Raw genomic sequence first — 13,433 nt, 5'->3', positions numbered from 1 at the left:
TTAAAGGGAGATTACTTAACCTCTTCTTGTATTTGAAATAACAGATCGGAAAGCTCTTTAGCTTTATTAGGATATTTGGAAGCAAGATTTTTGGTCTCACCAATATCATCTTTTAAATTATAAAGCTGTCCGACATTACTATTTCCGGTTTCCAGATTGTCTTTATCTTTCAAAACCGCTGCTCCCCTGGAAGGTGGAATAAATTTCCAATCTCCTTTCAAAATGGCTAGGCCAGGCAAACCTTGTTCAATTATACTTTTCCTCCCTTTTTTGGATTTGCCTGATAACACCTTGAATAGTTCTTTGCTATCAGGGGCAGCATTGTCGGGCAGTTTAAAATGGAGCAGATGCGCCATCGAAGCTAAAAAATCGATCTGGCCTATTAAAGCTTGTGACACCTCGCCTTTTTTAATAATACCTGGCCACCTGATCATCATGGGTACTCTGGTTCCGGCGTCAAATTTGCTATATTTCCATCCTTTATATGGGCCAGATGGATCATGCCCGTTTAATAGGATTTTAGCACTGTCCTGGTAACCGTCATTTAAAACCGGACCGTTATCACTACTAAAAATCACTAGCGTATTTTTGGATAGATGTAAACTATCCAAAAGATGGAGTATTTTTCCGGTATTTTCATCTAATTCTAGTAATGCATCGCCTCTTGCACCCATACCACTTTTTCCTCTAAAACGTCCATTTGGTAGTCTGGGAACATGTACATCTTGGATAGCAAAATATAAGAAGAAGGATTTTTGTTTGTTATCTGATATAAATTGTAGAGCCTTATTGGTAATTTCATCACTCATTTGATCATCTTTCCAGTAGGCCTGGTGACCTCCTTTCATGTACCCGATGCGGCTAATTCCATTAATTATGGTTCCACTGTGTTGCAGATCTGCCTTCACTTTAAGCAATTCCGGATGCAATGTTCCAATGGGATCAGTTCCGATAGGGTGTTGGTAGCTCACCTCAATAGGATCTTTAAGATCTAAATTTACAACATGGTGATTTTCTACATAAACACAAGGAACCCGATCAGGGGTAGCAGGAATGATAAATGAGTAATTAAAGCCTAAATCATTTGGGCTTGGTTTGATGCTGTCATTCCAATTTGGACCTGTTGGGCCACCTAAACCTAAATGCCATTTACCAATAACCGCTGTTTGGTAACCTGCGTTTTGAAATAAATCACCTAAAGTAAACTGGGTTTCATCGATAATGGAACCTGTGTCTCCCGCTGCAATTCCGGTCCCTTTTTTTCTCCAGGGATATTTACCGGTTAATAAAGCATATCTTGAAGGTGTACAAGTAGACGAGGATGCGTGAGCATTGGTAAATCTAATCCCTTCCTCAGCAATTTTATCAATATTTGGGGTTTGTATTTTACCTGCACCATAGCAACTTATATCTCCGTAGCCCACATCGTCAGAATAAATAATAATTACACTAGGCTTGGGCCTGTGTTGAGCTAAAACCTTTGCACTAAGAAGTAATGCAAGAGGAATTAATAAGTAGATTTTGAATTGAATCATATCTTATTTTTAATTGTAACCTGATTATTCAGTTTATTTAGTCGAAATTTCAAGCGTTAAATTTGATGCCTTTAATCCAACTCCGCTGGCTTCTATCGTAACTTTTCCTGTCTGGTGGCCACTCTGTATAATAGCCATACATTTTCCGTAAAATGCCTTTCTATAATCTGCTTCAAACGGCTCTAAGCTTGCTGAATTACCGTTACCTACGGCTCTTAGTTTACCTTCGCCGGTTACCTTAAAGTGGACCACATTATCCGCCAGTGGGCAAAGATTTCCATAGATATCTTTGATACTAACTGTAATGAAAGCTAAATCTTCCCCATTGGCAGATAATTGAGTGGTGTTAGATTTCAATTCTATGGTAGATGGAGATCCTGCTGTTTTGATTACTTTAGTTTCAGCAACTTTTCCATTCTTTTCATAAGCTACAACTTTTAATTCACCAGGTTGATAAATCGTATTTTCCCATCTCAGGCGGTAGCTGTCCAATAAACTGTTCTTGTCAAAGGTTTTCTTTCCATAGCTTTTACCATTGATAAAAACCTCTGCACTTGGATAATTGGTATAAACAAAAACAGGCACAACTTCACCCTCATGGCCCTTCCAATTCCAGTGAGGCAAGATATGCAGTACTTTTTGATTGCTCCAATGACTTTGATACAAATAGTAACGATCCTTTGGGATACCCGATAAATCGATGATTCCAAAATAAGAACTTCTGCTTGGCCAGTTGGCGTTATAAGGAGTAGGTTCTCCCAAATAATCATATCCTGTCCAAACAAATTCACCTGCAACAAAATCATTTTCTTGTTTTTTCCATTCGATATCGGGTAATTGCGACCAACTGCAATATTCCAAATCATAAGCAGAAGACTGATTATCCGGCCACAACTTCATTATCCCAATTTTCGCAGGAAGTTTATAAGCGCCTCTGGAACTTACCGTGGAAGCAGTTTCGCTTCCGTAAATTATCCACTTGGGGTGTTTTTGATGTAATAAGGTGTAAAATCCAGGTTTATAATTCCATCCGGGGATATCAACAGCATTGGCTAAACCGTTCATGATAGCCGAATCCATGTTGTTGAAAGCTGCGGTTACAGGCCTGGTAGCATCATTGGCATGACAAATATCAGTCAGGTATTTAGTTAATTTAGCTCCGTCTTTTTCGCCCTGCTCCCTGATTTCATTGCCAATACTATACATTATCAACGCTGGGTGATTGCGGTCCCTTTCGATCATGGCCTCCAAATCCTTTTTAGCCCAACCATCAAAAAGCGTATGGTAGCCATTTTTAACTTTACCAGCCTTCCACTCGTCGAACGCCTCATCTATATAATAAAATCCCAGCTCATCACATAATTCCAGCATTTCAGGAGCATGAGGATTGTGTGTTCCTCTTACGGCATTGCATCCCATTTGCTTTAAGAGTTTTAAACGATATCTCAACGCCGATTTGTTGATGGCCATTCCCAATGGCCCCAAGTCATCATGCAGGCAAACTCCTTTCAGTTTGGTCGGGATTCCATTAACCGTCATTCCTGTTTGCGGGTGAAAATTTATCTTTCTTATGCCAAAAATGGTTCTATATTGATCAATAACCTGCTCTCCTTTTTTTACTTTACTTACAGCATAATACAATTTAGGGTGTTCGGCAGACCATAACTGAGGGTTTGAAATGTTTACTTCCTGGATGAATTTGTTATTTTTTTGGATATCCTGAATACTGGTATTTTTCCCAACTTTTTCATTACTCTGATTAAATAAAATAGTTTCCAAACTGATCTTTCCGGTTTCACCATTACCAGTTTCAATATTGGTTTGAATTTTTACCAACGCAAGAGCAGCAGATATTTTTGGTGTAGTGACAAAAGTTCCCCAGTGTGCTATATGAACTGGGCTGGTCTCTACGAGGCGAACATTTCTGTAAAGACCTGCCCCTGGATACCATCGTGCAGATTCAACCTGGTTTTCTAATCTCACAGCCAGCACATTATCCTTCCCAAAATTAATAAACCTGGTAATATCAAAACTAAATGAGGAGTAACCATAGGGCCATTCGCCCACAAACTTATCGTTTAAAAACACTTTGGCGTGGCTCATGGCGCCATCAAATTCCAAAGAAAAAGCATTGCCCTTGTCTTGTTCGTTAAAAACCAAATGCTTTCTATACCATCCAACACCTTCGTAAGGAAGCCCGGCGGTTCTTCCCGATCTTAGCATCGCTTTTCGGTCTCCATCTTCAGTAACCTTTGTGGTTTGTAGGTCGTTTTCTTCGCTAAAAGGACCACTAATGGCCCAGTCGTGCGGGATTTCGACTTTCTGCCAATCTTTCTCATCTAAAACGTTTTGCGCACCATTAGAAATGTCTTTATGTATAAATAACCAACCCGATCTTAATTCTTTAATAGTCCTGCCACTTTGTTGTGAAAATGTTTTTTTGGAGATAGTGAAGCATAATGCGAATGCAAAAATTGAAGCAATAAAAAGATATTTCAAGGTGAAATTTTTAATTTTTTTCGATTGATGTATAATTGGTTGTTGCTGACCCGGAGCAGCGCTTATTCAAAGTTTGAATTAATTTGATCATTTATAACAGGGCTATCTCGTCATTTATGGGGTGCTATCAAGTCGTAAGTAGAAAATTGTTGGTATTTGACTGAACTTTTGTTGAGGTTTGTTGTACTTTAGTGATGGACGATTGTCGTCAAATTCTCATGGAAAAACCAATTGAACCAATAACTGTTTAATTTACTGAATTACATAGAACGTAGAGATTGAAATCGCCTCATGTTTGATTTAACAAGAAACAGATTATCTATATTTAGTATATTTCTTAGTGCATTTATACTTCATTGCGGGTCTTCTTTTGCCCAAAATAATGCAGAGAATAATATTACCACGGATAATGGCCTTATCAATAACGAGGTAACTGCTATTTACGAGGACCAATATGGGTTTATTTGGTTCGGAACCAGGGGAGGATTGAATAGATATAATGGCTATGATTTTAATACCATTAGGTCCAGCCCCGGATCGACTAATAACTTAAGTAATCAGGCAGTTGAGGTCATCGCAGAATATAGCAACACCCTGTGGATCGGTAATAAGACTGGTGGATTAAATAGCTACAATTTCTTAACGGATTCTATTACACATTATACCCCTCCGAAATCTGTCAAGATTCAGGAAATTAAAACTTTGCTGGTAGATAAATCTGGTAATTTATTTATCGGCGCATTACATGGTCTTTATATTTTTAGGGATGGGGAATTTAAAATCGTAAATAATGATATTACGGTCAATAATGACATTACGGTTAATGCAATTGCAGAAGATGGAAAAGGTGAGATTTGGGTGGGTTCTGGTTTAGGGTTATTAAATTATAATCCTCTCCTTAATAGATTGGAGCAGGTTGATCTTGGTCCAAAAAGATTTGATGTTACATCCATTGCTGTAAATAATCAAACTGAAACTCTATTTCTGGGCACCTGGGGTAATGGATTGATAAAATATGAGATCAAAGATCGTTCTTTTAAAAAGTTTTTACCCGATCAAACTGCAGGAAGTTTAAGTAATAAAAATACCTATCGGGTTTTTGTTGATAGAAATTACAATGTTTGGGTAGGTACCTGGGGAGGTGGGTTAAACAAGTTTGATATTCAAACGGAGCGTTTTGAGAAAATAAGAATTAAACCCTTTCGTGTCTTTAATAAGGATTATGATATCATTTTATCTATTACGCAGGACAGCACCGGTATTTTATGGATTGGTACTGATGGAGGGGGTGTTTGCAAACTAGATCCTTATAAGAAAAAATTTAAGACCATCACCAATTTTGACGGCGATAAAGCCGTTTTAGACAATACACATATTACCTCAGTTTTTGAGGACGGCAAGGGTGGGCTTTGGATAGGAACGAAGGGCGGTGGGCTAAGCTATTCAACCGATAAAAAGAGTTTTATTAAAAAAGATCTTGGTTTTGAAACGATCAGGATTAATACCTTTTTTGAAAACAACCAGGATTTATGGGTAGGCACAGGCGATGGTTTGGCCATTTTTAAAGATTACGAACATGCGTCCAAACTACAATCAAAGAGAATTAGAATAGAGTGGTCAAATAAGGATTCACAATCCTTAAGCGGGCCGAAAATTACATCCATAGTTAAAGATAAAAGTGGAATCATTTGGGTTGGGACCCAAGAGCATGGATTAAACCGAGTTGTATCCTTTAATAATGACCTACCTGTTTTTAAAAGATATCCGGAGAAGGTTGGCGTTCAGGGTGCTCTTCAGAACGACAGAATAAGCTGTATGCTGGTTGATAAAAGTAATAGACTTTGGGTAGGCACTTACGACGGCTTGCACTTGTACAATAGAGAGAAAGATATTTTTGAAGTGATTAAGCAAAATGCTAACGTTGAAGGCGGATTATCCAATAATACTATTTTGTCCATTGCTGAAGATAATTATGGTAACATATGGGTAGGTACGCAACAGGGCTTAAATAAATTAACTTTCGACGAGGGCAAACTTAAAATTGCCAGTTATTATCAAAATCAGGGCTTTCCAAATGATTATATCGATGCTGTCTTAATCGATAAGGAGAATAATGTATGGATGAGCACCAACAAAGGCATCACGAAATTTGAAGTCCGCACGAACCGCTTTAGGAACTTTGACATTAGGGACGGTCTGTCATCCAACACTTTTTCTGAAAACGCATCTTTTATTGCTGATGATGGCGAAATGTTTTTCGGTGGTATATCTGGTATTACCTATTTTAATCCTGATAGCATTTATTTAAATCGTTACGAACCCCCTGTTTACATCACTAACCTTCAAATTAATAATCAAAATGTCGGTGTTGGAACAGTAATTACAGATAATAAAATTCTTTCCAAAGCTTTATTTCTAACTAGGGAAATCGAGCTTTCTTATAAAGAGAATATTATTTCAATTTCTTATGCGGCGCTGGATTATCATGCCTCAGATAAAAATCAATACCAATATAAGTTAGATGGTTTTGATGACAAATGGGTGGATGCAGGAAAGAACAGAACCGTTACTTATACCAGCCTACCTTCCGGTTCTTATACACTCAATGTTAAGGCATCAAATAGTGACCAGATATGGAATAATAATGTCGCAACTATTAAAATTGAAATTTTACCACCACCATGGAAAACCTGGTGGGCTTACCTCATTTACGCCATAATTATTTTCGGGTTACTTTGGCTCTCAAGGTATATTACCTTAAATAGAATTTATCTCAAAAACAAGTTACAAATTGCCAATTTAAATTACCAAAAGGAGCATGAAATTGCTGAAATAAAGAATAAGGTTTTTACTAATATCTCACACGAATTCAGGACGCCTCTCACTTTAATGATGGGACCTTTGGAAGATTTATCGGAAGATGAAAAGGTAGATTATTCTGTAAAGAACGTAATCAAAAAAGTCCAAAATCAATCTAAGAGATTACTGAGCCTTGTAAATCAATTACTCGATTTTAATAAGGCAGAAGCTAATTCATTAACCCTGAATGCATCGTTTGAGGACATTGTGTCCTTATCAAAATCAATTGCGGATTCTTTTGCTGATGAAGCCAAAAGAAAGGACATTAGTTTTTCATTTAAATCAAATATCAAAGAATTTTATCTGCGGATAGACAAAGATAAGATAGAAAGTATAGAGTATAATTTGCTTTCTAACGCGTTCAAATTTACCCCAGATGGTGGCGAAATTAGGTTTGAAGTGAGTTACATAAATAGTATAAAACCAACCTGCGAAATTATAGTAGCCGATACTGGTAAAGGTGTTAATGAAAAAGAGAAGGAGCGGATATTTGATAGATTCTATCAGGCAGCCCAAGCCGAACCGGGTAGGTATGTGGGCACCGGGATAGGTTTGGCTTTTGTGAAAGATTTAGTTGAACTACATAAAGGTTCTATTATTTTAAAAGATAATCTTCCGCAAGGTTCGTTATTTAAAATTGCATTACCTGCAGAGGAAATTTCTCAGAAAAAAGATTTAAATGCTGAAGAGTTCTACCCAACAGAAATGAATCTTGATGTGGATGACCAGGAGCAGTCAGATATTCCTATTATATTAGTGGTGGAGGATAACGAAGAGCTCAATCAGTATCTCGTTAAAACGCTCGGTAAAATTGGGGAAGTAGTGTCTGCAAAAGATGGAAAAGAAGGTTTATCAAAAGCGTTTCAAACCATTCCTGATTTGGTGGTGAGTGATGTAATGATGCCCGAAGTGGATGGGTATGAATTATGTAAAACTCTAAAAGAAGACAACAGAACTTCTCATATACCAATTATTTTACTGACCGCGAAATCGGACGATGTTTCGCATATTGAAGGCATGAAGCTGGGAGCTGATAATTATTTAGCCAAACCATTTAAGCCGGCTATTTTACTGTCGTATGTGAAGAGCTTAATTAAGTCCCGAAAAAAACTAAAAGAGCTATTTACCCGTCGTTTAAATCTGGGGCCCAGCGAAATAGAACTTGCCTCCTTTGACGAAGAGTTTATTAAAAATACTATCCATTTTATTGAAGAAAACATGGTAAAAGAGGAATTTTCCATTGACGAGTTGGCTAACCAGTTATTCATGAGCAGATCAACATTTTACAGAAAATTAAAAGCCCTTACCGGGATGTCCGGTTCGGATTTTATACGCCTGATAAAATTAAAAAGAAGCGCTCAGTTATTGAAATCAGGCGAATACACCGTAAGTATGGCTGCTTTTAGTGCGGGATTTAATGATCTCAAGAATTTCAGAAAAAGTTTTCAAAAACAGTTTGGTTGTACTCCCTCAGAGTACATGAAAAAGGAAATAATAAAGTCATAGCAGAAAAAAAGGAGTATTTTTTAGACTTTCCTGTTACTATGAACAATTGGAGCCTCTCTTTTGAACGGATTCCCCCCTATTGATTACTCCTAAAATATCGAACATTGAGGTGGGAAAGAATTAAGCTTTCACCAAAAAAATTTTTAAGTCTTTACAGTAAACTATTTGATATGAGAATTTCCAAACTATCCAAATTTAATACCAGTCCATTAAGGCTAATGCTATTTTTATTTTGTGCTTTATTCACTTTTAAGGTTAGCCAAGCACAGGCAAAATCCCTCCAGAATATTATAATTACAGGGAAAGTAATTTCTTCTAAAGATGGCCGGCCTCTGTCCGGAGTTAGTGTTGCAGACAGTAAAAACTCAAAAATTGGCGTGCTTACAAACGCAGATGGCGATTACCAGATTAATTTGAGTAATGAGACCAAAGGCCTCCGTTTCAGTTATGTAGGTTTCACGGCAAAAACTGTTGATATAGCAAGAAGAAACGTCATCAACATTAGCCTTGATGAAAGCACTTCTCAGTTAGATGAAGTCATTGTTGTCGGGTATGGTAAACAGAAGAAAGTTAATCAAACCGGCGCAACTGAAACAGTCAGATTCGATGATGCTGTTAATCAGCCTGTAACCAATACAGGCCAATTGATGTATGGAAAATTCTCGGGGGTACAAATAACCCAGTCCAGCGGTCTTCCAGGTTCTGACGCCTCGTCTGTTGTTATCAGGGGGGTTGGTACTTTCGGGTCCACCGATCCTCTGGTAGTAATTGATAATATTCAATACGTTGGACTAGGAGCGTTCAACAAACTTGCTCCCTCCGATATTGAATCTATTTCGGTATTGAAAGATGCTTCCGCCAGTGCAATCTATGGGGCCAGAGGCGCAAATGGCGTTATCTTGGTTACTACTAAAGCTGGAAAAAGTGGAAAGTTACAAGTAGATTATAATGGCTATGTTGGACGACAACAGGTTACGGTAGTCCCTCAATACCTGGATGCAGTGAATTATGCTAAGTTGAGAAACGAATATGATATAAATACAAATGGGGCCAACGCACCAATCAGATATTCAGATGCAAATATTAAGGCTATTATAGATGGCTCAAATCCGGATCAGTTTGCAAATACCAAGTGGTCCGACCTAATTCTTAGAACGGCGCCGGTTCAAAATCATTATTTATCTTTTTCAGGGGGAAGTGATAAGACAACCTATAGAATGTCGGTGGGCTATTTAAATCAACAGGCCGTTGTACGAGGTAAATTCCAATCAGATAGGTATAACCTTAGTTTAAACATTAATTCTAAAGTGAAAGATTGGTTAACAGTTTCAAATGTAACCAATGCCTACTGGGATAAATTTAAGGGGCCAGCCGGTGGTCCGAACGCTATAACCGGAGAGACAGGGATTATCAATCAATTCCAAAGATCAGCACCAACGATACCAGCTTACTATTCCAATGGGAAATATGGTATTGTTGATGGGGCATATCAAAATGTGAATTTTAGCTTTGGTGCAACAAATGCTCTTATGACTGGTCAACTCGGAGATTATCAAAATGATGATGTTAACATAGCCGACCGTTTGGGTGTCAAAGTTGATTTTACTAAATCATTATCCTTTGAAACCAGTGGTAGTATTAATCTGCAGTATGGTAAGAGTTCAAATTTTATTCCAACCTATTCTACCTATGATTGGGCTGGTAACCTTGTTGGACAGAATTTGGTTAATACATTAACCAACACAGCCAATATGAATTACAATTTATTGAATGAAAATATTCTCAGGTATTCAAGAGTTTTTCACAATGTTCATGACTTTTCTATTTTGTTAGGACAATCAGCAAGCTATACCAAAAACAATGGGTTTACCGGGCAATTATCCGGGTTCCCATCTAATGCGATACAGGAATTTGACGGAGGAGGAGTATTGAATCCTAAAGTTTCCGGGGGAGCGTATGAAGTTGCATTGCAGTCATTTTTCGGAAGGCTGAACTATATATATGATGACAAGTACTTATTTGAATTTAACATCAGAAGAGACGGTTCGTCAAGATTTGGGCCAACCCATAGGTATGGTACTTTTCCATCTGCATCAGCGGGTTGGCGAATAAGCCAGGAAAATTTTCTCAAGAGCGTAAACTGGATATCAGAATTAAAGCTAAGAGGCAGTTGGGGTGTTACCGGGAATGATAATATAGGAAACTACATCTATGAACAGACCTACAACACCAATTTGGGCTATAATTTAGGTAATGGAGTTGATGTAGGAGCTGTCGCCCTTACCAGTTTGGCTAATGCAAATATCACCTGGGAAACAATAAAGCAGTTTGACATAGGCATAGATGCAGGCTTCTTGGCAAATCATCTTTCATTAACGGCGGATTATTTTAAACGGAATAGTACAAATATTTTATATACTAATTTCCCTATTCCCAGCTCTATCGGGGTAACGAACCTGGCAGCGCAAAATGCCGCAAGCATGGTGAACAGCGGATTAGAGCTTTCAGCAAATTATCGTGGCAGACTCAAGAAGATCAATTTTAATATTGGAGGTAGTATTAGCAAATTTGCTGATAATAAAGTGACCGGCCTGGGTGATAAGGGCGCGCCAACCATTGATGGGATAAGCATTGTGGAAATTGGAGCGCCTTTCAGAGCATATTATGGTTATAAGGTTATTGGAATCTTCCAAACGCAGGATGAAGTGAATAAGGCACCTAAGCAATTTGGAAGTAACAAGACCGCTCCTGGTGATTTCCAATATGCCGATATTTCAGGCCCCAATGGCGTTCCGGATGGTGTAGTTGATGCTCATGACAGAACAATTATTGGCAATCCATATCCGAAGTGGACGTACAATATGGTTGCCAGTGCAAGCTATAAAGGGTTTGATTTAAATGTGGTTTTTCAAGGGGTTCAAAGAATAGATAGAATTTTGAATATGAACGGTGAACAACCTTTTGCCGGTGATAGAAATAATGCACTTTCTTATTGGGTTAACCGATGGACTCCGGATAATCCTTCAAAAAATTTACCCCGGATAGGTGGTCAGAATAACACCATAGTCTCTGACTTTTATGTTCAGGATGCCTCCTATTTACGTCTCAAAAATCTGGAGTTTGGATATACGCTACCGAAGCACATAACTCAAAAATTCGGCTTGGAAAATGTGAGGTTTTATTTCGGTGGCCAAAACATCCTGACTTTTACTAAACTAAAAAACTTTGATCCCGAAAGACAAAATGGTGGAAGTACTGATCAGTTAACGCCGCTTTATAAAATATACACTTTTGGTTTAAACCTTAAATTTTGATTGCGATGAAAAAATTAATAATATTTGGCTTATTTGTTTTAGGCTCAACAAGTTGTTCTAAAACATTCTTAGATAGAACCTCATTAACTCAAATTGGCCAGGATAATTTTTGGAAAACTGACCAGGACGCCTTGTTGGGAATTAATGGTATTTATAATGTGCTGCAGGATAGGGTTTTATACAGCGGAAATTTAAATGGTGACGCAGGTATACCCATGTATGATAATTTTGGCGATAACGCCTATAATTCTTATAAGTTTGAAGGTCCCGGCAATTTTATGATTGCCAACGTTAACCCAAGCACCAGTTTTTTTAATGATATGTGGACTTCATGCTATAAAGGTATCGCCAGGGCAAATACTGCATTGGCAAATATTCCCAATATTCCCGCTGAAAATATTGCTGATGCTGAAAGACAACAATTAATGAGCCAGGCGCTGTTCTTAAGAGCCCTATTCTATTTTAATCTGGCTGTTTATTACCAGGATGTACCTCTAATCCTGAACGTACAAACACTGGATGAGGCCTATGTTCCAAAAAATACATACCAGGAGGTATCAGATCAAATCATAAAAGATCTGAAAGCTGCTGCGGATGGTCTTCCTCCTTCTTATCCGAGTGGAGAATACGGGTATGCTACCAAAGGAGCCGCTTTAGGCCTGTTGGCTCGTTTTTATTTATATAACCATGACTACCAGGATGCATTGGACGCTACAACCGCCATCATGGGATTGGGTTACAGCCTTAATCCAAGTTACGCACAGTTGTTTACATTGCAGGGCGAGCAATCTCCCGAAATTATCTTTTCGGTAAGATTTGTTCAGGACGCCACGAACAACGGAGAAACTTTCTCGTCCACTTATTCCGCACTTCCAAAAGTAGATCAACAGCCAATGCCAAACCTGGTAAAGGAATATTATTGTACCGACGGATTACCTATTACACAATCTCCATTGTATAGTGCTGCCAATGAAAAGGCCAACAGGGACCCAAGGTTAACGTCTTCGGTATATTTTAAGAATGATACATTCATGATTGATATTAATAAGAAGTTTGCTGGTAATACAGCTACAAAATATGGTTTGAAAAAATACATCAGAAATAGCGCTTCAGCTACCGGAATAGCAACTTATTCACCGGGAGGGCAAGATTTTATTGTACTAAGATATGCGGATGTTTTACTCATGAGAGCCGAAGCTTTGGTGGAACTGAACCAGCTCGACGAAGTGCCTGCTTTGATAGACCAGGTAAGAACAAGAGTGGGTATGCCCATTGTAGAAAGTGTGGAAGGAACATCGTTAAGCCAGGATCAGTTACGAACTATAGTAAGGCATGAAAGACGAATAGAACTGGCGTTTGAAGGACTTAGATTTTTTGATTTGAAACGTTGGGGTGATGTTCAGCAAGCTTTCCAACGAGCTACAAATGATAAGATTCCCGGTTATAATCCATCTTATGGGGGGCCAAAGTCGGAAGTTTTCCCAATTCCTCAATCAGAACTAGATGCCAATACCAATTTAGTTCAAAATCCGGCTTGGAAATAGGGCAAAATAATCATTAGGTGCACGATAATTAGAAAAAGAATTGACAGTCTCATTGTTTTTTCGGCACAGGCTTTTAGCACTGAGTTCCTTTATTCTCAATCATCTGCACCTAATATTATCATCATTCTTGCCACGAGTTAAGGTATGCTGATCTGGAGTGTAATTGATAATTAGTG

At 38.2% G+C, this 13,433-nt stretch carries 5 protein-coding genes; 3 read left to right on the top strand and 2 right to left on the bottom strand.

Annotated features, from left to right (window positions below):
- Positions 1 to 11: 11 nt before the first annotated feature.
- Entirely contained in the window at positions 12 to 1,535 is a 1,524-nt protein-coding gene (locus FW778_RS07815) for a sulfatase family protein (protein ID WP_150414039.1), read from the bottom strand.
- 33 nt (positions 1,536 to 1,568) lie between these two features.
- The gene (gene galB, locus FW778_RS07810; RefSeq protein WP_202552107.1) at positions 1,569 to 4,034 is read right to left on the bottom strand and encodes a beta-galactosidase GalB; all 2,466 of its coding nucleotides are present in this window, start codon (positions 4,032 to 4,034) and stop codon (positions 1,569 to 1,571) included.
- A gap of 291 nt (positions 4,035 to 4,325) precedes the next feature.
- Here galB and FW778_RS07805 point away from each other — a divergent pair, with 291 nt between their 5' ends.
- The 3 genes from FW778_RS07805 to FW778_RS07795 all read left to right on the top strand — a co-directional run bounded on the left by FW778_RS07805 (position 4,326) and on the right by FW778_RS07795 (position 13,257).
- The gene (locus FW778_RS07805) at positions 4,326 to 8,399 is read left to right on the top strand and encodes a hybrid sensor histidine kinase/response regulator transcription factor (RefSeq protein ID WP_150414038.1); all 4,074 of its coding nucleotides are present in this window, start codon (positions 4,326 to 4,328) and stop codon (positions 8,397 to 8,399) included.
- 170 nt (positions 8,400 to 8,569) lie between these two features.
- A complete protein-coding gene (locus tag FW778_RS07800) occupies positions 8,570 to 11,713 on the top strand; it encodes a SusC/RagA family TonB-linked outer membrane protein (protein ID WP_150414037.1) in 3,144 nt (1,047 codons plus the stop codon).
- Between the two features lie 5 nt (positions 11,714 to 11,718).
- A complete protein-coding gene (locus FW778_RS07795) occupies positions 11,719 to 13,257 on the top strand; it encodes a RagB/SusD family nutrient uptake outer membrane protein (RefSeq protein ID WP_150414036.1) in 1,539 nt (512 codons plus the stop codon).
- Positions 13,258 to 13,433 lie beyond the last annotated feature (176 nt).

This window comes from Ginsengibacter hankyongi (genome assembly GCF_008710285.1).
Classification (GTDB): Bacteria; Bacteroidota; Bacteroidia; order Chitinophagales; family Chitinophagaceae; genus Ginsengibacter; species Ginsengibacter hankyongi.
The sequence above is the reverse complement of the archived record's forward strand: the minus strand, read 5'-3'. Positions and strand labels throughout refer to the sequence as shown.

Coding starts and splice junctions, on each gene's coding strand:
- FW778_RS07815 (WP_150414039.1), bottom strand. CDS start 1,535: ATGATTCAATTCAAAATCTACTTATTAATTCCTCTTGCATTACTTCTT.
- FW778_RS07795 (WP_150414036.1), top strand. CDS start 11,719: ATGAAAAAATTAATAATATTTGGCTTATTTGTTTTAGGCTCAACAAGT.
- FW778_RS07805 (WP_150414038.1), top strand. CDS start 4,326: ATGTTTGATTTAACAAGAAACAGATTATCTATATTTAGTATATTTCTT.
- FW778_RS07800 (WP_150414037.1), top strand. CDS start 8,570: ATGAGAATTTCCAAACTATCCAAATTTAATACCAGTCCATTAAGGCTA.